This is a genomic window from Flavobacterium sp. (genome assembly GCF_036405015.1).
In the GTDB taxonomy this organism is placed as follows: Bacteria; Bacteroidota; Bacteroidia; order Flavobacteriales; family Flavobacteriaceae; genus Flavobacterium.
In genome coordinates this window covers 1-23,134 of record NZ_DASWYK010000180.1, presented here as the reverse complement: position 1 = coordinate 23,134, position 23,134 = coordinate 1, and the positions used below count along the sequence as shown (strand labels likewise).

The 23,134-nt window shown below is 33.7% G+C and carries 20 protein-coding genes; 4 read left to right on the top strand and 16 right to left on the bottom strand.

Annotation, left to right across the window (positions count from 1 at the left end; all coding sequences use genetic code 11):
* Positions 1-31 precede the first annotated feature (31 nt).
* Positions 32-808 carry a DeoR/GlpR family DNA-binding transcription regulator gene (locus VGE71_RS15180; protein ID WP_144217084.1) on the bottom strand — a complete coding sequence of 259 codons (777 nt, stop codon included), beginning with the start codon at positions 806-808 and terminating at the stop codon, positions 32-34.
* Between the two features lie 158 nt (positions 809-966).
* On the opposite strand from VGE71_RS15180, the gene VGE71_RS15175 reads away from it, so the two are divergent.
* Positions 967-3,258 carry a family 20 glycosylhydrolase gene (locus VGE71_RS15175; protein WP_331139096.1) on the top strand — a complete coding sequence of 764 codons (2,292 nt, stop codon included), beginning with the start codon at positions 967-969 and terminating at the stop codon, positions 3,256-3,258.
* Positions 3,259-3,318: 60 nt separating this feature from the next.
* Here VGE71_RS15175 and VGE71_RS15170 read toward each other — a convergent pair whose 3' ends face one another.
* The 3 genes from VGE71_RS15170 to VGE71_RS15160 form a co-directional block, all read right to left on the bottom strand.
* Positions 3,319-4,065, bottom strand: coding sequence for a succinate dehydrogenase/fumarate reductase iron-sulfur subunit (locus VGE71_RS15170; protein WP_144217078.1), 747 nt, complete (start codon positions 4,063-4,065; stop codon positions 3,319-3,321).
* Between the two features lie 96 nt (positions 4,066-4,161).
* Positions 4,162-6,162 (bottom strand): fumarate reductase/succinate dehydrogenase flavoprotein subunit, encoded by a 2,001-nt coding sequence (locus VGE71_RS15165; RefSeq protein WP_331139095.1) that lies wholly within the window; start codon positions 6,160-6,162, stop codon positions 4,162-4,164.
* Between the two features lie 15 nt (positions 6,163-6,177).
* Positions 6,178-6,843 carry a succinate dehydrogenase cytochrome b subunit gene (locus VGE71_RS15160; protein WP_331139094.1) on the bottom strand — a complete coding sequence of 222 codons (666 nt, stop codon included), beginning with the start codon at positions 6,841-6,843 and terminating at the stop codon, positions 6,178-6,180.
* 357 nt (positions 6,844-7,200) lie between these two features.
* On the opposite strand from VGE71_RS15160, the gene VGE71_RS15155 reads away from it, so the two are divergent.
* Positions 7,201-8,562 (top strand): hydroxymethylglutaryl-CoA synthase family protein, encoded by a 1,362-nt coding sequence (locus VGE71_RS15155; protein WP_331139093.1) that lies wholly within the window; start codon positions 7,201-7,203, stop codon positions 8,560-8,562.
* Positions 8,563-8,671: 109 nt separating this feature from the next.
* On the opposite strand, the gene VGE71_RS15150 is transcribed toward VGE71_RS15155, so the two are convergent.
* Entirely contained in the window at positions 8,672-9,700 is a 1,029-nt protein-coding gene (locus VGE71_RS15150; RefSeq protein WP_331139092.1) for a hypothetical protein, read from the bottom strand.
* A gap of 375 nt (positions 9,701-10,075) precedes the next feature.
* On the opposite strand from VGE71_RS15150, the gene VGE71_RS15145 reads away from it, so the two are divergent.
* Positions 10,076-10,435 (top strand): hypothetical protein, encoded by a 360-nt coding sequence (locus tag VGE71_RS15145; protein WP_331139091.1) that lies wholly within the window; start codon positions 10,076-10,078, stop codon positions 10,433-10,435.
* Between the two features lie 289 nt (positions 10,436-10,724).
* On the opposite strand, the gene VGE71_RS15140 is transcribed toward VGE71_RS15145, so the two are convergent.
* From VGE71_RS15140 to VGE71_RS15110, 7 genes are all read right to left on the bottom strand, one after another.
* Positions 10,725-10,904, bottom strand: a complete 180-nt coding sequence (locus VGE71_RS15140) for a hypothetical protein (RefSeq protein WP_331139090.1) — start codon at positions 10,902-10,904, stop codon at positions 10,725-10,727.
* 140 nt (positions 10,905-11,044) lie between these two features.
* Positions 11,045-11,353 carry a hypothetical protein gene (locus VGE71_RS15135; RefSeq protein ID WP_331139089.1) on the bottom strand — a complete coding sequence of 103 codons (309 nt, stop codon included), beginning with the start codon at positions 11,351-11,353 and terminating at the stop codon, positions 11,045-11,047.
* A gap of 63 nt (positions 11,354-11,416) precedes the next feature.
* Positions 11,417-12,151: an alpha/beta hydrolase gene (locus VGE71_RS15130; RefSeq protein WP_331139088.1), complete on the bottom strand. Its 735-nt coding sequence runs from the start codon at positions 12,149-12,151 to the stop codon at positions 11,417-11,419.
* A 99-nt stretch (positions 12,152-12,250) separates the two neighbouring features.
* Positions 12,251-12,793: a hypothetical protein gene (locus VGE71_RS15125; protein WP_331139087.1), complete on the bottom strand. Its 543-nt coding sequence runs from the start codon at positions 12,791-12,793 to the stop codon at positions 12,251-12,253.
* 102 nt (positions 12,794-12,895) lie between these two features.
* Positions 12,896-13,636, bottom strand: coding sequence for a LytTR family DNA-binding domain-containing protein (locus tag VGE71_RS15120; protein WP_331139086.1), 741 nt, complete (start codon positions 13,634-13,636; stop codon positions 12,896-12,898).
* Positions 13,637-13,697: 61 nt separating this feature from the next.
* A complete protein-coding gene (locus VGE71_RS15115) occupies positions 13,698-14,141 on the bottom strand; it encodes a GNAT family N-acetyltransferase (RefSeq protein ID WP_331139085.1) in 444 nt (147 codons plus the stop codon).
* 26 nt (positions 14,142-14,167) lie between these two features.
* The gene (locus tag VGE71_RS15110) at positions 14,168-14,977 is read right to left on the bottom strand and encodes an SMI1/KNR4 family protein (RefSeq protein ID WP_331139084.1); all 810 of its coding nucleotides are present in this window, start codon (positions 14,975-14,977) and stop codon (positions 14,168-14,170) included.
* A 237-nt stretch (positions 14,978-15,214) separates the two neighbouring features.
* On the opposite strand from VGE71_RS15110, the gene VGE71_RS15105 reads away from it, so the two are divergent.
* Positions 15,215-16,507, top strand: a complete 1,293-nt coding sequence (locus tag VGE71_RS15105) for an aminopeptidase P family protein (protein WP_331139083.1) — start codon at positions 15,215-15,217, stop codon at positions 16,505-16,507.
* Positions 16,508-16,568: 61 nt separating this feature from the next.
* On the opposite strand, the gene VGE71_RS15100 is transcribed toward VGE71_RS15105, so the two are convergent.
* The 4 genes from VGE71_RS15100 to VGE71_RS15085 all read right to left on the bottom strand — a co-directional run bounded on the left by VGE71_RS15100 (position 16,569) and on the right by VGE71_RS15085 (position 22,967).
* On the bottom strand, positions 16,569-17,087 hold the full coding sequence (locus tag VGE71_RS15100; RefSeq protein WP_331139082.1) for a ferritin: 519 nt from the start codon (positions 17,085-17,087) through the stop codon (positions 16,569-16,571).
* Between the two features lie 88 nt (positions 17,088-17,175).
* A complete protein-coding gene (locus VGE71_RS15095) occupies positions 17,176-17,532 on the bottom strand; it encodes a hypothetical protein (protein ID WP_331139081.1) in 357 nt (118 codons plus the stop codon).
* A 247-nt stretch (positions 17,533-17,779) separates the two neighbouring features.
* Entirely contained in the window at positions 17,780-19,636 is a 1,857-nt protein-coding gene (locus VGE71_RS15090; RefSeq protein WP_331139080.1) for a RagB/SusD family nutrient uptake outer membrane protein, read from the bottom strand.
* Between the two features lie 4 nt (positions 19,637-19,640).
* Positions 19,641-22,967, bottom strand: a complete 3,327-nt coding sequence (locus VGE71_RS15085; protein WP_331139079.1) for a TonB-dependent receptor — start codon at positions 22,965-22,967, stop codon at positions 19,641-19,643.
* Positions 22,968-23,134: the final 167 nt, after the last annotated feature.

Below are 23,134 nucleotides of genomic sequence, written 5' to 3'. Positions count from 1 at the left end.
TTATATAAAGACAGAAAACAATTTATTGAAGTTAAATCACAACCAAACTTGGAACGGCACTTTTGTACGGTTGCAGTTTTTCATGATTTGGTTCTTCTTCGGTAATTACATAATTCACTTCAGACAAACTGGCAATTTTCATTTTCAAAACGGTATTTAGTTTCTCCGTAATTGTCAAAACCGCTGTTTTTTTCGAAGCCTGAATCATCGCTTTTTTAACCTGAACTGTTTCCCAATCGGAATCAGAATAACCGCCATCAACGTCTAAAGCATTTGTTCCTAAAACCAAAAGATCGGCTTTTATATTGGCCAATTGATGAAAAGCTTCTCCGCTCACACACATCTGACTGTAAGAAGAAATACTTCCGCCAATCATAATCGTTTTGATATTAGGTTTATCTAAAAGCTGAACTGCTGTTAAAGCCGTAATGGTAAAAACAGTTAAATTAAGATCATTTGGAATTAATCGGATGAACTCACGAATTGTAGTTCCGCCATCAACAATTAAAACCATTCCATCATGAAGAAGCCCAACAGCTTTTTGTGCAATAACTTGTTTAGCTTCGACCGCATAAGTCTGGTTTGATGAAGAATAGTGATATCCTTTTGTCATGGCGCCACCTTTCACTTTAATTAAAAGCGAATCAGCGTCCAATTCATTAATATCACGGCGAACAGTATCTTCAGAAACACCAAGTTTAGCCGAAAGAGTTTCAAAACTCACACGTGTGTGCAGGTTGATCTCTTTTAGAATATGATTTTTACGTTCTTCTTTACTGTAATTTAAAACTTCATTTTCAGTACTCATGCCGATTGATTTTTTCTATTTACAAAAATAAACATTTCATTACAAAATTCATCGAAACCAAAAACCGTATTGGCAATAAAAATTTTCAAAAAGTTAGTTTCAAAAACATTTCAATATCTTTAAAACTGTTTTCAATAAAAATCTAAAGTTTTTCTCCCATGAAAAGATTCCTTTTTTTGTTTTTTGTTCTTTCTTTTTTAAATGTAAAAGCACAAAACTCACAGCAAAACAATTCTATTATTCCTGCTCCAAACTGGTATAAATTGACTGGAGACAGCATTCGAATAAATGGAAAAGTTCAGGTTGTTTTTAAAAACAAAAATTATAGTGAAAAGGAATTAAAATCGGCTAAAATTTTAGAATCGGCTTTGAATGTTTCTGCTTCTTCAAAAAAATCAAATCTTAAAATTGAATTTGATTCAAGTAAAAATCTTTCTTCCAAAGAAGGTTATAAAATTGAAATCACTTCAAATAAAATTACAATTATTGGTCAAGAAGAAGGACTTTTTTATGCTGTTCAATCTTTGTTGCAATTGCTGCCAAACAAAATTACTACAGAAATAAAACTTCCTTGTGTAATTATTGAAGATTCACCTCGATATTCTTACCGAGGCTTGCATTTAGACGTCTGCCGTCATTTTTTCTCTGTTGCTGTTATAAAAGATTTTATTGCACAAATGGCTAGTTATAAATTAAACAACTTTCATTGGCATTTAACCGACGATCAAGGCTGGCGAATTGAGATTAAAAAATACCCAAAACTAACCGAAATTGGTTCTAAAAGAAATCAGACTTTAGTCGGAAATAAATTCGAAAGAACACCATTCTTTTTTGACGGAAATCCATACGACGGATTTTATACTCAGGAAGAAATTAAGGAAGTGGTCAAATTTGCAGAAGATCATTATGTGAATGTAATTCCCGAAATCGAAATGCCGGGACATGCTTCGGCGGCGGTTACAGCTTATCCAAATTTGGCTTGTTTTCCAGATAGAAGTTATAAAGTAGTAGAATCTTGGGGCGTTTTTGAAGATGTTTTTTGTGCTGGAAAAGACGAAACTTTTACTTTTTTAGAAGATGTTTTGACGGAAGTTATCGCTTTGTTTCCAAGTAAAAACATTCATGTTGGCGGAGACGAATGTCCAAAAACTAGATGGAAAGTTTGTCCGAATTGTCAAAAACGAATTAAGGATTTAGGCTTAAAAGATGAACATGAATTACAGAGTTATTTCATTAAAAGAATTGAAAAATTCCTAAATACCAACGGAAGACAAATTTTTGGTTGGGATGAAATCCTAGAAGGCGGATTGGCGCCAAACGCAGCGGTTATGTCTTGGAGAGGAGAATCGGGCGGAATTCATGCAGCAAAACTGAAACATACTGTAGTGATGACGCCAGAAGAAACCGTTTATTTTGATTACAACCAAGGTTATTCGCCAAACGAACCGCTCACCGTTGGAAGATTGAGTACTTTAGAAAAAGTCTATCATTATAATCCAACTCCTGTTGACAGTTTATCGGTTGATGAACAAAAATATATTATTGGTGTTCAAGCCAATCTTTGGTCAGAATATTTGACGAATCCTTCGAAATTGAATTATATGCTTTACCCGCGTGTTTTGGCTTTGGCAGAAATTGCTTGGACGGAACCTCAAAACAAAAATTACAATCATTTTATTCAAAATCAATTACCGTATCATTTAGAAAAATTAGAAACTCAAAAGAGATTATATAAAGTTCCAACGCCTTTTGGTGCTGAGGAAACGGCTTTAATTGCATCCAAATATATTTTAGATTTAAAACCAACCATTAAAAACGGAAAAATCCTCTACACCATTGATGGTTATAATCCTGACGAAACGGCAAATTGGTATCAAAATCCTGTCTCGATAAATATTCCTAAAGGTGAATATCGAATTATCAAAACGATTCAAATCAGCGAAAGCGGTAAAAGAAGTTCTATCAATAAAATCATGGTTCGAAATCCCGATTTAAAACCAGCCTTGGTCATTCAACCCAAAAAGAATGGCTTGAAATACGAATATTTTACTGGAAACTTCAATCAAGTACAAGATTTAGAACTTTCAAAACCTGTTGCTACAGGAATTTTAGAAGGTAAAATTGGTGCTGAAAAATGGAAAACGAAATTAGAGCGTTATATCGGTTTAAAATTTAATGGATATATCTTTATTCAAGAAACAGGAAATTATACTTTTTCGACGCTTTCAGACGACGGATCAAAGCTTTTCATAGATAACGAACTTATCGTAAACAATGATGGCATTCATTGGGCAAATGAAGCTTACGGTTCTGTTAAACTAGAAAAAGGATTCCACAAACTCAACATCAGTTATTTTGATTTAACAGGTGGAACGATTTTGAATTGTTTTATACAACAAGAAGGAAAAGAAAAACAAGAAATAAGTGCTTCGCAATTGTTTTACGAATAGAAACAAAAAACGCATCAACCAATGGCTGATGCGTTTTTTCAAATATACTAAATTGTATTCTTATCCTTTTAAGCTCGCTGCTAAATACTCACGGTTCATACGTGCAATATTTTCAAGCGAAATTCCTTTTGGACATTCAATTTCGCAAGCTCCTGTATTTGTACAGTTTCCGAAACCTTCTAAATCCATTTGGTGAACCATGTGTAAAACACGATCTGTCGCTTCAACTTTACCTTGCGGCAATAATGCATATTGAGAAACTTTTGCAGAAACGAATAACATTGCTGAAGAGTTTTTACAAGTTGCAACACAAGCTCCACAACCAATACAAGCAGCAGCATCAAATGATTTGTCTGCATCGTCTTTTGGAACTGGAATAGTATTCGCGTCGATTGTATTTCCTGAAGTGTTAACAGAGATAAATCCTCCTGCGTGTTGAATTCTATCAAAAGAACTTCTGTCAACCACTAAATCTTTAATTACTGGGAAAGCTTTTGCTCTAAATGGCTCGATAAAAATCGTATCACCATCTTTAAACATACGCATGTGCAACTGACAAGTTGTAACACCTCTGTCTGGTCCGTGCGCTTCACCGTTGATGAATAAAGAACACATTCCGCAGATTCCCTCACGACAATCGTGGTCAAATGCTACAGGCTCATCTCCTTTGTTGATTAGATCTTCGTTAAGAACATCTAACATTTCAAGGAAAGACATGTCTGGTTCAATTCCATCAATAGGATATTCTACAATCCCCCCTTTATCTTGTGCGTTTTTTTGACGCCATATTTTTAATGTAAGTTTCATAACCTTTTTCGTTTGAAAGTCATAAAGTCGAAAGTCGAAAGTCGCTTGGCACATTTTGCCTTTTGACTTTAAGACTTTGGGCTTTCGACCAAATTCTTATTTATAACTTCTTTGAACTAATTTAATGTTTTCGTAATTAAGAGGTTCTTTGTGTAATACTGCATCACTTGGTTTTCCTTTGTATTCCCAAGCTGCAACGTATGCAAAGTTATCGTCATCACGAAGTGCTTCTCCTTCTTCTGTTTGGTATTCCTCACGGAAGTGACCTCCACAAGATTCGTTACGGTGTAAAGCATCTTTCGCGAACAATTCTCCTAATTCTAAGAAATCGGCAACACGAGTCGCTTTTTCTAATTCCTGATTAAATTCGTTAGCGTTTCCAGGAACTTTTACATCTTTATAAAACTCTTCACGTAAAGCAGCAATTTCTTCGATAGCTTCAGTTAAACCTTGAGCATTACGAGCCATACCTACTTTATTCCACATAATTTTTCCTAATTTTTTGTGGAAGTAATCTACAGAATGTTTACCGTTATTATTGATAAATTTCTCGATTTGATCTTTTACTGCTTTTTCAGCTTCGATGAATTCTGGTAAATCTGTAGAAATTTCACCCATTTTAATATCTGGAGCTAAATAATCTCCGATAGTATAAGGCAATACGAAATACCCATCAGCTAAACCTTGCATTAAAGCAGAAGCTCCTAGTCTGTTTGCTCCGTGATCAGAGAAGTTAGATTCTCCAATTGAGAAACATCCAGGAATTGTAGTCATCAAGTTATAATCAACCCAAGTTCCACCCATTGTGTAGTGAACCGCTGGATAAATCATCATTGGTGTTGTATAAGGATCTTCATCAACGATTTTGTAATACATCTGGAATAAGTTTCCGTATTTACTTTTCACGATTGCAGCTCCTAATTTAGTTACCAAAGCAGCATCTTTATCGTCTAAACCTTTTACATAAGCATCTTCAGTTCCGTAACGTTTGATTGCCGCAGCGAAATCCAAGTAAACTGCTTCTCCAGTTTTGTTAACTCCAAAACCAGCATCACATCTTTCTTTAGCTGCACGAGACGCAACGTCACGAGGTACTAAGTTACCAAAAGCTGGATATCTTCTTTCTAAGAAATAATCTCTTTCGTCTTCAGATAAATCAGTTGCTTTTTTTCTTCCTTCACGGATTGCTTTTGCATCTTCCAAGTTTTTAGGAACCCAAATACGACCATCATTACGTAAAGATTCAGACATCAAAGTCAATTTAGACTGGTGATCTCCTGAAACAGGAATACATGTTGGGTGAATTTGTGTATAACAAGGATTTGCGAAAAACGCTCCTTTTTTATGAATTTTCCAAGCTGCTGTTGCGTTACTTCCCATAGCATTTGTAGAAAGGAAAAATACGTTTCCGTATCCTCCAGAACCAATTACTACCGCGTGAGCAGAATGTCTTTCAATTTCTCCTGTGATTAAGTTACGAGCGATAATACCTCTCGCTTTTCCGTTCACGATTACTAAATCTAGCATTTCGTGACGGTTGTACATTTTAATTTTTCCACGACCAATCTGACGGTTCATTGCAGAATAAGCTCCTAACAATAATTGTTGTCCCGTTTGTCCTTGTGCGTAGAATGTACGAGAAACCAAAGTTCCTCCAAAAGAACGGTTATCTAATAATCCGCCGTATTCACGAGCCAATGGCACCCCTTGAGCCACACATTGGTCAATGATATTTCCTGAAACCTCAGCCAAACGGTAAACGTTTGCCTCACGAGCACGGTAATCTCCACCTTTTACAGTATCATAAAATAATCTGTAAATAGAGTCACCGTCTCCTTTATAGTTTTTTGCCGCGTTGATACCCCCTTGTGCGGCAATAGAGTGCGCACGACGTGGAGAATCTTGAAAGCAAAATGCTTTTACGTTATATCCTAACTCTGCTAGAGTAGCCGCAGCCGAACCTCCAGCCAAACCTGTACCAACAACGATAATATCTAAATTACGTTTGTTAGCTGGGTTTACTAAATTAATATGATCTTTATAATTTGTCCATTTGTCCGCTATAGGACCATTTGGAATTTTTGAATCTAATGCCATTATAATTGATATTAATTATTGGTTGAAATGATGAAATAAAGCGATAATTACAAAAGCTGCTGGTACTACAACTGCAAACCAGTAACCTACTTTTGATAAAAATCTAGAGTATTTGTTGTGCATCCCTACAGATTGAAGAGAAGATGCAAACCCGTGCCATAAGTGAAATCCTAAAAGGATAAAAGAAATACAGTATAACGCTGTACGAATTGGGTCATGAAATTTGTGAACTAACTCACCATAATATCTTGTAGCATCTGGTGCTGTTCCAGCTATATATTTGTAGCTAACTTCAGGAAACCAGAAATCATAAAAGTGCAATCCTAAGAAAGCCAAAATAACCAATCCAGAAATAATCATATTTCTAGAACTCCAAGAAGCGTTTGCAGCTCCGTTGTATTTAGCGTATGCAATTGGTCGTGCCGCGCTGTTTTGTGCCGTAAGTACAAATCCCATTACGAAGTGGAAAATTACTCCAAATGCCAAAACTGGCTGCATTACATACTGAATCAGCGGATTGTATCCCATAAAGTGAGAAGCTTCGTTGAAAACGTCTTCACTCAAAATAGAAATAAAATTTAAGGAAACATGCAGCGCTAAAAACGTGATTAAGAATATTCCCGAAAGAGCCATAGCTACTTTCTTTAAGATGGAAGCATTCAACTGTGCAGATTGTGCCATAAGTGTTTAAGTAGTTTGTTTTAAAAAATTAGACAAAAATAACTCAATTACAAAAGAACTACAACCATTTCGCTGTTATTTATAATGATTTTAAAATAGCTCGATTCTACGTATTTTTACGTACAAAAAGAAAGCAAATAAAAAATAATTCACTATAGAAAACCTCAAATCATTGCTTTCTAAGCTTTAGAGTAAAAATTCAATTCTAAGTAGATTACCGAAAATTTATGATATTGTTATTTTATTCAAAGTTTTGATTTGTTTTCTTTAAAAGTTTCACTGCACCTAAATTTTGTCTAAGTAAAAAATTGTCATTCCACAACATAGTTTTACCTTTAGCCGCTCAAAAAATAAAGAATGAAAACAGGAATTGATGCTATTTCATTTGATGTAGCAAACATACATTTACCCATAAAAACTTTGGCAATCGCCAGAAATATTGAACCCGAAAAATTAGAAAAAGGTCTTGGATTACTAAAAATGACCTTCCCGGATGTTCACCAAGATGCGGTAGTTTTTGGAGCAAATGCTTTAACCAAACTTATTACCGAAAACAAAATCAACCTCAAAGAAATAAGCAGAATCTATGTTGGTACCGAAAGCGGTGTTGACAGCTCAAAACCAATTGCTTCTTATTTAATCAGTTTGATGGAGCAGAAATTTGGCGAAGATTCACTAGCAGAATGCGACGTTGTTGACTTTACTTTTGCTTGTATCGGTGGTGTTGATGCCATGCAAAACTGTTTGGATTTTGTAAAATTGAATCCAACTAAAAAAGCAATTGTGGTTACTTCTGATTTTGCAAAATACGATTTAAACTCTGGCGGAGAATACACTCAAGGCGCTGGAGCCGTTGCAATGCTGATTACGGCAAACCCAAAAATTATTGCTTTTGATGACAATTGGGCAACAAGTACAAAAGGTGTTTTTGATTTCTTCAAACCATACAGAACGATTTCTAAAGAAGAAATTACTAAAAACACAAACAACGATTCTTGGTTTGACAATTTAGAAGCTGAAATCGAAATTCATAAAGACCAACCGGTTTTTGACGGTCAATATTCGAACCAATGCTATATGGATCGTACGCGCAATGCTTACTTTTCATTCAAGAAATTAAAAAATACGACTGAGACTTTATATAATACTTGGACTAGCATTATTATGCACTTGCCATATTCTTTTCAAGGAAGAAGAATGTTGTCTGAAATTTATGCTTTAGACAGTGCTGAAAAAATCATTGCTGATGATATTGCGCCTGCAGATTACCAGACAAAAATTAAAGAAGTAGCAAAATCTGAAGATTATAAAACATTTGTAACAGAGAAATTACAGCCAGCTGAATTAGCTTCTTCATTAATTGGAAACCTTTATACAGGTTCTATTTTCATGGGATTATTGTCGACTTTGGCTCATTTTTATGACACCAAAAAAGAAGTTGCCGGATCTAAATTTGGTTTCTTAGCTTACGGAAGCGGATCAAAATCCAAAGTTTTTGAAGGAACGATTCAACCAGAATGGCAATCGGCTTTGGCAAATGTGAAGCTTTTTGAAAATTTAGCCGAAAGTGTAGAAATTGATTTCAATACTTATGAAAGTCTTCATAAAAAAGAACAAAAAACAAGTATCAGAACACCTAAAAACGAATGGGTTTTAGACCGAATTGAAAAAGAGATTCCTGTTTTAATTGGAGCTAGATATTATAAATGGGTGGATTAAAAAATTAAATTCCAATTTTTTGAAATTCCAAATTCCAAAATAAAAAAACCGAAGCTGTTGCTTCGGTTTTTTTTTTGTGTTTTATTAAACACCAACATTTTACCCCTAATTAATAAATTTTAGTTGCAAACAAATAATTCTCACCAAAACTCGTATCAAAAAGAATATTCCCCAAAGTAGCACCCGCAAGTCCTGATCCCCAAGTAACATTATACAATGTTGTTGTATTAGTAACCTGTATCACAAATACCCCTGCCAACATATTATAAAAATTGGGATACGTAATATTTCCACTCACAAGAGAAGTCCCTAAAAAACTAAAATTGGGGTTAGTTCGGGAAGTCTTAGATTCGCTTAAAGTCAATTGCAACCAAACATTACCATTTACAGGCATTGATGAACTTTGCACAAGCTCACCATAATAAATTATCCATTTTCCAGGAGTCAAAGTCAGTTGACGTCCCAAATATTGAGCAGGAGTAGTACTAGGAATTGATCTAGTACCAGCCGCTATTGTTACTGCACTCAAAACAAAACCACCTGGAGTACCTGGCATATCTTGCCACGTACCTAGCCCATTAGCATCAGAAGTAAAGACCCTTCCTGAACCTTCCGAGCCATCTTTTATCTGTAAAGCTCCATTTTGTGTTCCATTATTAATTTGCAGCTTTGCCGTAGTTCCACCTGTCATAGATGTCGCTGTATTAATAAGCACTTGCCCTCCCGATGTCACTCTCATCTTTTCCACACCATTCGTTTCAACAGGCAAATCAAAAGCATCGTTTGTACCTATTGCTTTAATAGCGCCATTATTATTCCCATCCTGGATCCATGCGTCTGTAGCAGATGAGACACGAATCCATTTAGAACCATCATTATAATATTCACCTGGAGTTACTACATTAATTCCAGTACCTGCAGTCGCAGTATTCCATACATGCATTCCCGCTACATTAGCCGTCATCGGGGCAAAACTATTTGTAGCCGTCAATGCAACCTTAGGCAACAACAACCCTTTTGCACTTACACCATCTGTTCTGTTTAAATCCAAAACCGCATCTTTATTCGGATTATTTGTTGGCATACCAACCTGTGCGTAAGAACAAGCCAAGCCCAAGCCCCAACAAAGCAGAGCCATTTTTAAATACTTTTTCATTTTTTTGTTTAATTTATTTTGTTTTTCAAATCTTGCAATCTATTGATTACATAAAATTCACCCCAGTGTTTTTCTTACCAAATTCATCACTGTTTCCCTATTTGCTTTCTCCATTATTACATAATCCTTTTTTATACTGTCAGGTTTTATACCGTTTACAGTTCCGTTAATACATTGACGGATATAATATTTCGAAACCTTATATTTTAAAAACAAGGCTTCTAACACCGTAGAATCATAGGATTTGTAATTTTTTGTTTTACTTTTGCCCATTGTTTAATTTGTTTTAAAAATCGAAACAAAGATAGATGATAATTTTCAACATTCAAAAAAAAATTGAAGATAATTTCCTACATAATGAGTAATATTCTCGAAAATATAAAGCAACTAGCTATAAATGAAGGCATCGGCATTACAAAACTAGAACAAACAATAGGCGCAAGCAAAGGCGTTTTGTCAAGAGCAATTGCGAAAAATAGCGACATACAAGCCAAATGGATTTTGAAAATAGTTGAAAATTATCCACAATACAGCTGTGAATGGTTGATAAAAAGCGAAGGACCAATGATTCGAAAAAACAATTTAACTAGCGATTTCAATTCAATTCTTACAGAACAAAGCATCAACTATAAAGAATTAGCCGAAGCCAGAAAAGAGACAATTGAAAGTATGAAGAAGGAAATTCTTCATCTGGAAGAGAAAATTGCGGAAAAATAAGCAACATTCTAAAATATAAATTTTAGCCTAAATACAAAAAAGCCTAAGCAAATTACTTAGGCTTTTTCGTTTATTACCTACACAGTTTGCCATTTCGACGAAGGAGAAATCTCCGTAAGTAGCTCGACAAAGATTGTCGATTTTCTTTGCGAAGATTTCTCCTTCGTCGAAATGACAACTGGTCACAAAAAACCTTTGTCAAAGTTTAAAACTTTGACAAAGGTTAACCATCAAATCGACACGAATGAGAATTTTCTAATTATCAAATTGCCATATTATCTAATTAAAATCAATCCTTCTTATGCTGTTCGGTATAATTTTGATTTCCTTTAATCCTGGTATCTTCAACCTGCATTCCATTTGCCATTCCGAGCATGAAAGCGGTCATGATTAGAATTAATTTTCGTTTTAACCAATGAAGTCGTGGCTTAGATTGCTCTAAACCTTTTTTATGAGTTTGTTTATACATTTTAAAATGATAAATGATTAGACATTATAAATCATCTTATGCCATAAAATAGCATAATGGCTTAGAAAAAAACTTTCTTAAGCTATGTATAAACTTTTCTTGAAGTTAACTGAAGTATTTACTTCATTTATAAAAACCGATTATTTTATAAATGAAATTATATTTTGATGAAGATTTTTATGTAGTTGAAAAACTATTCGAGTTTGAAAACTCAAGTTTTCTTTAATTCTGAAATATGCTAAAAGTATCGGAAATAAAGTTTTTCCAATCTTTTTAACTTGATTAAAATCATAAACTCGAAGATTTTTAAGATCGATTTCTTTTCTCGAAATCACAAAAGAAGACTGATAATATTCTGGAGCATTAGATCGAACATACAAAATACCATCGCCCGTCATTACAACCAAAGCCACAAAAAGGGAAAGCAGGTATTTAAAATGGTTTTTCAAATCTTATTCGGTTTCAAAGTATTTTTTTACAATATTAGTTCTTTGTTTTTGAATTATGACAAATTATTCTTCAATAAATGAAACCATTGCTTGGAGAGTTTCTTTATGTTGTTGTTCTCTGCTAATAGTAGCTTTATCGTCTCCTAACTGAAACCCATAATAAGCAAACTGACAATGATTTGCTCCGTCTATTCGGATAAACTTTGTTGCTTCGGGAAGTTTAGATTTGTTTTTCAAAATAGATCCTTCGTCTGCAACACCATCTTTTGAACCATAAATCTTTAAAACCGGAACCTCAATAGCCGCAAGCGAAATATCTCTTGGATGCGAAGTTCCAATCAATAATAGTTTATCGATTAATTTAGGATTTTCGTAAACGAATTGTGCAGCCATCTTTGCACCCTGCGAATGTCCCGCCAAAATGTAAGTCTTAGAATGATCGTCGAACAGATGCAGTTCTTTTGGCTTATTATATCCTTTTGAAGCAAGTCTCCAAGGCATTTTTATCAAATAGACTTTAATGTTTTTATCTGCCAGTTTTCTACAAAGCGGTACATAAGCCTTTGTTTCTACCATTGCGCCTGGATAAAAAATCAAAACATTACTGAATTGTTTTTGAGGTGTAAAAGAATAATAATCTGCTGTATCTTCTACTTTAATCTCATTATTACTTTGCAAAAAAGATTCGTTTACGCCATCTGATTCATACGAATAAAATAGCCAGATTGTAAACAACAATCCTGTTACAATCCAGATTGTTTTTAAAATTCTTCTCAACTTTCCTCTTTTTCCTTTCATTATTCTTGGTGTTTATTAAAGTTAAAACCTTAAAAATCAACACTCAAATATAACATTTCTAAAAACATTCCAGAAGCTTAATTAAAAATAAACCTTTCTTTAATTGTTTTTCCTATAAAGAAGTAACACTAATCCTAAAGTAAAAACTGTACAACTCACAAGCATCAGAATTCCGTTTTTCAAAGCAAAAAAAGAAAATCCTACAACAACCGAACCCATGATTACCATTAAAGATTTTACAGTTTCTGTTTTTATGAAAGTAAATGCATGAAATACCAAACCAACAAAAAGCAAAGAAGGACCAACGGCTATAAACGGATAAAAAATAAATGGCGAAATAGTGATTTGATGACTTAATGCTTCTTTTGCGATTTCGTTATTTCCGTAGCTTGACATAATAAAATCGATTGTACAAAGACCAATATGTGCAATCACGCCGAAAGTTGTCAAAACAGAAGCCATTTTACTAATTCTGGTTTTAGGAAACACTTCATTAAACGATAGCAAAAAGCAAGCACCAATTAAATTAAACCAGTGCGCAAAATCGATTGATTCGCTAAAACTTGGTAAAAGCTTTGAAAAGAATATATAACTGGTTAGAAAAAATAGCAATCCGATTAAACAATAGTGTTTTGTTTTCATAATTTGTTTTTAAAATTGATGAAGCAAAACTAAAATTGAATCCAATTGGAAGAACTGATTTTATTGACTTTGGTACGAAATGTATCGTTTTAGGTACGGAATTTACAACGCTAACAAAACTTCTTTGTAATTTTTAGAAACGGGAAGTTCGATTTGAGTCAGAACAATGGTATTTGAATTTCTCCAGGATTTAAAATGTGTTGGATTGATTAAATGGGAACGATGAATTTGCATTAAAAACCCAAAATCATCCTGAACTTTTTTGAGCGAAGAACGAATCAACTTTGATTGAAGTTTTTCATTTTCGATGTAAAAAATCTCCACATAATTCTGTGCATTCGAAATACACACTAAATCTGCCTTGTTGATTTTTAAAACATCTAATCTGTTTTCGCCTTTAATGACCAGAATATCTTCTTTTATGGGAATTAATTTTATGAGATAAGTTCTGGCGAGAATAATTACTGGAGTTACAATTAAAGCTACTTTGATAAAAATAATCGTAAAAAACTGTCCAAAACTATAACCTCCGTTTAAAATTGGACTTTTATAATAGGCATAAATACCCATTAAATAAATGAAATAATAAAAGAGAAGACTTGAAAGCTCGAGTTTTAAATTCCACTTTTGAATGCTATCATAAATCTTTTTTTGAAGAAAAGCGAGAATTGCATAACACAAGAAAGCCATTCCGCTAAAACCGATGCTGATTAAAAGCCAAGATTGAAAATTTATAGTTCCATCATCAAAAGGTTTTATGATAAATGCGAATACAAAAAGCCATAAGCTGATGAAACTCGCAATTATTAAATGATGTTTTATGGATGGATTTAGTTTGTTCATTTTTTTTCAATCCCAAAGTTCGCAATGTTTTTGCTCGCAAAGTCGCTAAGACGCAAAGTTTCTATTTGTTGTTTTTTATGGTAAACTTATTATGACTCAAAGTAAAACCCAGATTTTCATAAATCGCCACGTTTTCTATTCTTTTTTTGTTTGTTGTTACTTCTATACTTTTTAAATTATTCTTTTCAGCATATTTTAAAATTTCATCAACTAATTTTCTTCCAACTCCTATTCCACGGTGGTTTTTATCAATAAAAAACTCTTGAATTTCGCCAACTAAACCGCAATGATGAAGCAGATTTTGAGTATGAAAACTAATAAAACCTAAACTTTCGTTTTCATCTTCTGCAATTAAATAAATGTTGTTTGGATTTGAAATATTCGAATTGAATATTTCGCTGAAAACTTCAAAATCAAAAATTTCATTTTCAAGTTCGCATATTGATTTGTAGACGAAATCTAGGTCTTGGCTTTGGATTTTTCTTATGTTGATGTTTGAGTCCATAATTACATGAAGATTGAGAAATCTTTTTAATGGAAAATTTTATCTATCAAGTAAGTAAGCAAATCTCGACGAGGTCTTTTAGATCTTTGTTTTTCTATTTCATTTTGCTTATTCTGTTCAGCAAATTTCTCTCTTTTTATTTGATCTAATCTTTTTATTTCTCGCTCTTTATTTTGTTCATCTATTTTATCTTGCTTAACTCGTTCCTCTTCCTTAATTCTGTTTTCCCATTCAACATTTTGATTGTAAATAGTAGCCACTCTATCCAGACTTTCTAACAGCCAATCAGTAAAAGAAAGCCGTGATTTATTATTTTTAAAATCGAATTCAGGACATACTTCATTATTGGAAGAAAAATCATTAATCCAAATATTACCGTATTCGCTTCCATTAACTACAATAAATGCACTTGTTCCGCAACCGTAACCTGCTATATGAATTTGTCCATTTGAATATCCCTTCATAAAAATCTCATAATCTCCATCATAAGTTATTTCATAAGGATAAGAATCTTTACGGTCGGGATGATAATTGCCAAATACCACTTTAGTTGTTAGTTCAAAAGGAAGTGAAGGATTAAATTCATTTTCTTCATAAAAGAAATCTTTAAAATCAATTTCTTCAACCAAATTCAAACCCCACTTGTTTCTATTTACTATACCATTTGCAATATTCAATAAAAAATATCGATAGTCTTCTGGAATTGTTATATTAAATTTATTCTCAAATGCTGCAATATCTTCTTTCTGCACAACAGGTAAAAACAAGTAATCTACTTCTAAAATTTCTTTAAAATTTTCTATTGAATTTAAAATTTTGCTATGTGGATTATCCATAACTATTTTTCGTTTAAATTATTTAGATCTGCACCAATTATTAATGCAATATACAAATTCCTATTTACTCAAAAACTCTGCGCTAACACTTCGACTTCAATCAAGAAGTCAAAACGAAACTTTGCGCCTTCGCGTCTTCGTGGCAAAAAATAAATAATAAAACTTTAAGAATTCAATTTCACGCGATATATTTAAAATATGTAATTTTGAAATTCGAAGTTCAAAAACGATAGAATTATGAAATATCATCAAATAAACAGTGGTCTTTTTGTAAAAAACCGCAGAAAATTCATGGCAGAAATGAAACCGAATTCAGTTGCCGTGTTCAATTCAAATGACATTTACCCAGTTAGTGCAGACAGTACTTTACCTTTTGCTCAACACAGAGATATTTTTTATCTAAGTGGTGTAGATCAGGAAGAAAGTGTTTTGCTTTTGTTTCCAGATGCTCCTTATGAAAATCAGAGAGAAATGCTTTTCTTGAGAGAAACCAACGATCATATCGCAGTTTGGGAAGGTGAAAAATTGACTAAAGAACGTGCTTTTCAGGTTTCTGGAATTAGAACCGTTTATTGGTTACAAGATTTTCATAAAGTTTTGAACGAAATGATGACGTATGCAGACACCATGTACATCAATACGAATGAACATTACCGCGCTTCTGTAGAAACAGAAACTCGTGAAGCTCGTTTTGTAAAATGGTGGAAAGAGCGTTATCCTGCGCACAATGTGGCAAAAAGTAACCCAATTTTACAAAGACTTCGTTCTGTAAAAGAAAGCGAAGAAATCGATTTGATTCAGCATGCTTGTGATATTACAGAAAAAGGTTTCCGTAGATTATTAGGATTCGTAAAACCAAATGTTACAGAATACGAAATCGAAGCTGAATTGGCACACGAATTCATTCGTAACCGTTCTAAAGGTTTTGCTTATACGCCAATTATCGCCTCTGGAAACAATGCGAATGTTTTACATTATATTGAGAATAATCAACAATGTAAAGACGGTGATTTGATTCTATTAGACGTTGCTGCTGAATATGCTAACTATTCAAGCGATATGACCAGAACAATTCCAGTTTCAGGACGTTTTACAGATCGTCAAAAAGCGGTTTACAATGCTGTTTTGAAAGTGAAAAACGAAGCAACTAAAATGCTTACACCAGGAACACTTTGGAAACAATACCATATTGAAGTTGGTAAAATTATGACTTCTGAATTACTTGGTTTAGGTTTATTAGACAAAGCTGATGTTCAGAACGAAAATCCAGAATGGCCAGCTTACAAAAAGTATTTCATGCACGGAACTTCTCACCACATGGGATTAGACACACACGATTACGGATTGCTTCACGAACCAATGAAACCAAATATGGTTTTTACAGTTGAACCAGGAATTTACATTCCAGCAGAAAAATTCGGAATCCGCTTAGAAGATAATGTTGTGGTTCAGGAAAAAGGAGAACCTTTTAACTTAATGCGCAATATTCCGCTTGAAGTTGATGAAATCGAGACTTTGATGAATGAATAAAAAAACAAAGCCCTTAATATCACTATTAAGGGCTTTTTAAATATTATAAATCAGTTTTTAATTATCCGATTTTTGAAATCTGAACATCCAATTGGAATTTACCGTCAGCTTCGTTTCCGTTGATTAGTTCGAAAAGTTCTAACGCTCTTCTTGCGTTTTTCTCTTCTTCTCTTTGCTCAGCTACATACCACATCATAAAGTCTTCTGTAGCGTAGTCATTTTCTGCTCTACATTTTGCGATAACTTTGTTGATTGCTTGCGTAACTGCAATTTCGTTTTGTAAAGCAATTTCAAATACTTCTCTAAAAGAAGCAAATTCTTGCTGTACTTCAGGAACAGATGGCGTGATTGCAATCCCTCCCATGTCCGTAATGAATTTGAAAATTTTTAGAAAGTGCTCTCTTTCTTCTTCCGCTTGCTTATATAAATACCCTGCAGTATTTGCAAAACCATTTCTATCCAACCATGCTGCCATAGCTAAATATTTGTTTGAAGCATCGCTTTCTAATTTTGCTTGTAAATTCAATATATTTTCTACGCCTTCAGTTAATGACGTGCTTGTTCTCAATAAATCTTTCATAACCTTTAATTTTTATAATGTAAAATTACAAAAACTTAAGGAAGCAGCCCTAATTGTCTGAAAATTTGGATTTAATCTAAGTAAGAATCTAAATAAGCTCTACATTTACAATATTACAAAGCATAGAATGTAAACTGAGCGTAAATTTTGTTCCGTTTAATAATTCTCTTAATTGCACAATTTCGCAGATGGTAAGATTTCTGGAAAAATTTCTTTTGGTAGTTTCAATTAGCTGTGCATCCGACTGATCAGATAAATCATAAAGCATGTTAAGAATGTCGACGTTATTGACCTTTCTCTGAAAAATCAAAAAATCTTGGATTTTATAACTTGACACTGTATCAACAAAATTGATAATGATGCTGTTGGTCAAATCACATTGGTAACTGTATCCTTTTTCGGTTTCAAATAATACTTTGGTGGTCAAATCACTAACTAATGCCATTCTGATAAAATTATTAACGGTGCAAAAATATATAATTTAGAACAATTATACACATAATTAAGACTAATTTAAAATAACAAACTACAATTATATTTTTAAAAATGTGCTAAAAAGACCAAAACACTACTATTTTAAAGCATTGATAGTCTGATTTAAGTTTAGAAATTACCTTAGTAGAAACCGTTTTTTGTTAAAAAGTAAAAGCAGACCTTTCGGTCTGCCCTAACCTAACTACTAACCAAACTCTTTAATATCCATTAGTTCCAAAATCTTTGGCATTTGAAATAGCATCCAAAAATGATCTCGGAATCGGTCTAACTATATGTTTTTCATTAATAAAATTTGCTCCTGCGATTGGATTCGTCTGATCTAAATACGTTTTATTTAATCTTCCTGTACGTTTTAGATCCGTCCATCTTGTATGTTCACCAGATAATTCTCTCGCTCTTTCTTTTAAAATAAAATCAATATTCATATCTCCGCTTGTCACTAACATTTCGTTTTCTCTTGATGTTATGGCGGCTCTTTTTCTCAAAGTATTTACATATCCCAATGCTTTCGTTGGATTATCATTTAAAATAGCGGCTTCTGCTGCAACTAGATAAATTTCTCCCAAACGAATAATCGGAATATCTCCTAACCAATACTGATTACTTTGACAATACAATGCTGCAGAGAATTTTCTCATAGCAGGAAACATATTGATCAAATTTGGATCGTTTGGATACATCGTCGGATCTTTATATTTATTAGTTCCTGGTTCGAAAATATCACTCGGATCAGCAACAAGCACTGGCATTTTACTTTTTACAGCAGGATCGATATTCCAGTTAGGAGTAAAAACAGCTAAACCTTCATCATTATTCATATTGATTTGCTCTTCAATTCTTTGAGAATAAAAATTAACCGCTGGAAGCGCCTGAGCCAAAGTGTTTTTAATCGTATATCCTACTACCGAAGCATCTTTTTTATAAGCAGTAGCCATTGCCTGAGTAATTGTTTTGTTGGCTGCAGCATAAAATTTGAAAGTAAATGTTTCTGCAAAACGCGTATCTGCTGGCGATGGTACTGGAGAAAATATTTCTGTCAACAAATATTTACTTGGTTTTAGCATACGACTGTTGGCTCTTCCGTACAAAATACTGGTTGCTCCAGCTCCCCATTCAGCTCCTCGGGTTGCCAAATCAGGTAAATAATATTGTCTTGTTCTTCCTCTATTAAAACCTTCAGGATTTAATCCTCCTGGATCAATTCCTTGAGTGAATAAGAATTCGGTGTTTTTCTTATTATTGTTACCATCCCAAAGTTTTTTAAATCCAGACGAAGTATTATCACTTAAATAAAGAGCTGTATTATATTTCGCTGCATTATTGATTAATTCTTCAGCAGTATCTAAAGCCAGTTTAGAATACGTTGCAACATCTCCTAATCGTGTTCTTTGCAAATAAACTTTAGCCAATAAACCGTAAGCCGCTTTTTTTGCCACTCTTCCCTGCAAAGTTTGAGTAGTTGGAAGATGTGTACAGGCAAATTTTAAATCTTCAATAATTAAATCGTAAAACTCTTTTTCAGAACTACGCACTGGCGCGTTATCTGCTCCTTCAACAATAGAAGATTTTGTTCTTAAAACCACACCTCCAAATTGCTCAACAAGTATAAAATTGCTAAATGCTCTTAGAAAATAAGCTTCCGCCAATTTAGTGTTCATTTCCTCTGTAGAAGAATATCCTTTTACATCTTTTGAATAATAAATAGCCGTATTGCAAAGATTTATCGTTGCATAAGTTGTACCCCAGATTACTTTAATATTTCCATCGTCAGGATTCAACTGGCTTGTATATTGTGTATAACCGATTCCGCTGGTACTCACGTTTTCCCAAGAATCTGTTCCAGCTTCTGTTGGTGCTATATAATCTACTTTTCCGTGAAGGAAATATAAATTCTCATAACAACTATTAATTAATCCTTCGAATCCTGCTCTTTCACCATAAGATTTATCCAAAGAAATAGTGGTTAAGTTTTTTTCATCTAAACTGCATGATTGAGTCAAACCAACCAGAAAAAACATTAAGATGACTGTTTTTATATTTATATACTTTTTCATACTACTATAATGATAAATTAAGACCAAAAATAACTTGTTTAAATAACGGGAATGAATCTGATCCTCCGTTCTCTGGATCAACGTCTTTCAATAAATGACTTCTGCTAAAAACAAAAGGATTATAAGCTGTCGCATAAAGTCTTAATGAATTCAAACCGCTTTTTTTAAGAAAATCTTCTGGCATAGAATAGCCAATTGTAATATTCTTGACTTTGATATAAGAGGCATCTACAAGCTCTAATGCCGACTGGAATTGCGTATTGAAACTTCCTCCTGGTCTTGGAAAATCGTTTGTTGGATTGTCTTGTGTCCAGTAACTGTAGGTTTCTGGTTGCGCTTCTTTATTCCAATATCCTAATACCTGAGCACGCATCATACCTCCGTATCTTCCGTTTACAAATACGGTGAAATCAAAGTTCTTGTACTTGAATGTATTTTGAAAACCAAAGAAATAATCTGGAACATTGTTTCCAACAATCATTCTATCTTTTGTAGAATAAACATGCACTCCGTTGTCTGATACTCCATTAGCATCAAATTGCTCTACGGTTTGCAGTTTAATATCTCCAGGTTTAGCACCATATAAAGCTGCTTCTGTTTCCTGACCTAATTGCCAGATTCCTATTTTTTTGTAATCATAAAATACGCCTCCCGCAGCTGGAGTTTGTCCAATGAATAAACCTTCAGAAATTAACTGGCTTACACTTAGATTTCCTAAATCAATATTGGTTAGTTTTTCTTTTGCATGCGTGTAAGTGAATGAAGTATTCCATTTAAAGTTTTCTGTCTCAATATTTTTAGTATTGATGGCCAACTCAAAACCTCTGTTTTGCGAAGTAGCAATATTAGAAGTCTTTTTATAAGGTGTTTTCGCATCATAACCTCCTGAACTGGTTGGAAGACGACGATCCCATAAAATACCATCTGTCTCCGTCCAATAGTATTCTGCTACAAGATCTATTCTATTTTTCAACACAGACACATCTAAACCTAAATTCGTATTGGTAGAACGTTCCCATGTCAAATCAGGATTTGAGATATGTTCTGTTGGAACATACATTGGCAATGCCGTTCCGCCACCAAGAGAAAGACTGCTTGTTTTAGTCGAAGTACGAGTCAAACTAGAATACGGATCAATGTTTGCCGATCCTGAAATTCCGTAACCTAGTCTAAGTTTTAAATTATTCAGCCACGAACTTGTTCCCTGCATAAAACTTTCGTCGCTAATACGCCAAGCTACAGATGCAGATGGGAAAGCCGACCATTTATTACCTTCAGCTAAAGGAGAAACTCCATCCCAACGATTGGTTAACTGAAATAAATATCTTCCTTTGAAACTATAATTAAAACGTCCCGCAAATGACATTCTGTTAAACTGACTGTAGGTATTCATTCTTGTGGTAAGATTTTTTACAGCTCCCATGTTATAAAACAAGAAATCATCGTAATCAATACCATTTCCGCCTAAATAGGAACCTTCAGATCTGCTGTCAGCCCACGAAGTAATACCTGTTAAACCAAAATCATGATCTTTGCCTAGTTTAAAATTGTAGTTCAATATGTTTTCCCAAATATAACTGTAGCCTAAAGTTATATTGTAAGTAGCTTCACTTGCAGTTCTTCCTTCTGTCAGCAAATTGTATGAGTTTTTGCTTTGAAAAGTACCTGCTCTATTTCCAGAAAATCTTGTTCCTAAATTGGATCTTAATTTCAAATTTTTAGCAAATTCAATCTCCACATAAGGATTGAATTGTATGTTGTACCCTATAGATTCATTCGCAAAAGCTCCTGGATAATTATTCGCCAAAATGCTAATATTGTTTGGATCTCCTTCTATCGGATATAGATTTACAACTCCGTTTTCATCAAATGGAACTCCTAAAGGATAAACGCTGTATGCTTTGTTAATTCTACTGTTTGTAGAACTTCCTGTATTGTAATTTAAAATCAATTGGAAACCCGTTTTGAATTTATCGCTGAATTTTAAATCAATTCCTCCTCTTGAATTGAATTTATTGATTTTATCATTTTTATAAATTCCTTCTTCACCTACATATCCTAAAGAGAAATAACCTTGTACTTTTTCAGATCCTCCTCTCATAAAAAGATTGTGATTTTGCTGTGTACCAACCTGTAAAGTCTCATCAATCCAGTTTACATATTGTCCATTTTCAATTGCAGCTACAGCCGAGGCATTCAAACCTAAATCGGTTAAACTTGTTGCCTGATAGCCATTGTCTAGATAAAATCGGTCGCGTTTGTAATTCAACCATTTCTCTCCTGTAAGCGGTGCCGGAAAAGAAGAGAAACCATTTAATCCGAAATAGCTGTTAAAATCGATTTGTGTTTTTCCTGCTTTTGCTTTTTTAGTAGTCACAATGATAACTCCATTAGCTCCAGAAGAACCATATATTGCAGTAGACGAAGCATCTTTTAAAACATCAATTGTTTCAATATCATTTGGATTCAAATTATCAATACTCGAAGGAATTCCATCAACAATATATAACGGATCCTGACTAGCTGTCAAAGATCTGTTTCCTCTTAATAAAACTTTTGGAGAAGTTCCCGCTCTTCCTGACGGACGCTGAATATCCAAACCAGAAACCCTCCCTTGAAGCGCTTCCATCGGACTAGCAACAGGACTTAAAACAATATCAGAAGATTTAACTGTTGCCACAGCTCCTGTCAAATCTTTCTTTTTTACTGCTCCATAACCTACAATTACAACTTCATTCAAAGCCGAATTTTGCTCACTTAACATAACACTCAAAGACTTGCTTTGACCAACTGCAACTTCTTTATTTTCAAATCCAATAAAAGAAAAGACCAAAACACTGTTTGAACCGCCTACGCGAATGGTAAACTTTCCATCTAAATCGGTTGAAACTCCATTAGAAGTTCCTTTTTCTATGACATTCGCTCCCGGTATTGGCATATTTTTGGAGTCTGTTACTACTCCTGTAATTTCAATACCTTGCTCCACTATCACCTTAGGAGCAGTAGCTTTTTCCATCAGATTCAGCTTTTGTTTTTTCTTTACTAATAGAATTTGACGATCATTAATACTATAAGAAATATCCGTGTTTTTAAATACTTCATCCAGTATTTCGGCTATTCCTTGTTTTTTAACGTTGATTGTAACCTTTCTGTTTAGGTCGATTACACTGCTTTCAAAAAGAAATCGATATTCCGAAACAGATTCGACTTTATTAAACAGCTTTTCGACCGGAGCATTCTTTATATTTAAGGTCAACTTTGTATTTTGTGAATAGACACCAGCTTGAATTCTCATCAAAGAAAGCATCAATAATAGCGTGGTTAGTTTCATTTTTAGACTAATTTTAGGCAAATAAGGACTAAGCCAATTCCTCTTAATTATATTTTTCATAATTTTGGATTGATTTTAAATGATTTAATTTCGATACGTCGTTTAAAACACAATACTAAATCGGGAAATACTGGTACTATTTTCCGATTTTCTTTTCTTGTATTTCT

Excerpts from the sequence above, each read along its gene's own strand:
- VGE71_RS15145 (WP_331139091.1), top strand. The coding sequence starts at position 10,076 with ATGAGTAATATTCTCGAAAATATAAAGCAACTAGCTATAAATGAAGGC.
- VGE71_RS15155 (WP_331139093.1), top strand. The coding sequence starts at position 7,201 with ATGAAAACAGGAATTGATGCTATTTCATTTGATGTAGCAAACATACAT.
- VGE71_RS15175 (WP_331139096.1), top strand. The coding sequence starts at position 967 with ATGAAAAGATTCCTTTTTTTGTTTTTTGTTCTTTCTTTTTTAAATGTA.
- VGE71_RS15130 (WP_331139088.1), bottom strand. The coding sequence starts at position 12,151 with ATGAAAGGAAAAAGAGGAAAGTTGAGAAGAATTTTAAAAACAATCTGG.
- VGE71_RS15090 (WP_331139080.1), bottom strand. The coding sequence starts at position 19,636 with ATGAAAAAGTATATAAATATAAAAACAGTCATCTTAATGTTTTTTCTG.
- VGE71_RS15095 (WP_331139081.1), bottom strand. The coding sequence starts at position 17,532 with ATGGCATTAGTTAGTGATTTGACCACCAAAGTATTATTTGAAACCGAA.
- VGE71_RS15085 (WP_331139079.1), bottom strand. The coding sequence starts at position 22,967 with ATGAAACTAACCACGCTATTATTGATGCTTTCTTTGATGAGAATTCAA.
- VGE71_RS15180 (WP_144217084.1), bottom strand. The coding sequence starts at position 808 with ATGAGTACTGAAAATGAAGTTTTAAATTACAGTAAAGAAGAACGTAAA.
- VGE71_RS15100 (WP_331139082.1), bottom strand. The coding sequence starts at position 17,087 with ATGAAAGATTTATTGAGAACAAGCACGTCATTAACTGAAGGCGTAGAA.
- VGE71_RS15115 (WP_331139085.1), bottom strand. The coding sequence starts at position 14,141 with ATGGACTCAAACATCAACATAAGAAAAATCCAAAGCCAAGACCTAGAT.
- VGE71_RS15165 (WP_331139095.1), bottom strand. The coding sequence starts at position 6,162 with ATGGCATTAGATTCAAAAATTCCAAATGGTCCTATAGCGGACAAATGG.
- VGE71_RS15160 (WP_331139094.1), bottom strand. The coding sequence starts at position 6,843 with ATGGCACAATCTGCACAGTTGAATGCTTCCATCTTAAAGAAAGTAGCT.
- VGE71_RS15120 (WP_331139086.1), bottom strand. The coding sequence starts at position 13,636 with ATGAACAAACTAAATCCATCCATAAAACATCATTTAATAATTGCGAGT.
- VGE71_RS15150 (WP_331139092.1), bottom strand. The coding sequence starts at position 9,700 with ATGGCTCTGCTTTGTTGGGGCTTGGGCTTGGCTTGTTCTTACGCACAG.
- VGE71_RS15110 (WP_331139084.1), bottom strand. The coding sequence starts at position 14,977 with ATGGATAATCCACATAGCAAAATTTTAAATTCAATAGAAAATTTTAAA.
- VGE71_RS15140 (WP_331139090.1), bottom strand. The coding sequence starts at position 10,904 with ATGTATAAACAAACTCATAAAAAAGGTTTAGAGCAATCTAAGCCACGA.
- VGE71_RS15125 (WP_331139087.1), bottom strand. The coding sequence starts at position 12,793 with ATGAAAACAAAACACTATTGTTTAATCGGATTGCTATTTTTTCTAACC.
- VGE71_RS15105 (WP_331139083.1), top strand. The coding sequence starts at position 15,215 with ATGAAATATCATCAAATAAACAGTGGTCTTTTTGTAAAAAACCGCAGA.
- VGE71_RS15170 (WP_144217078.1), bottom strand. The coding sequence starts at position 4,065 with ATGAAACTTACATTAAAAATATGGCGTCAAAAAAACGCACAAGATAAA.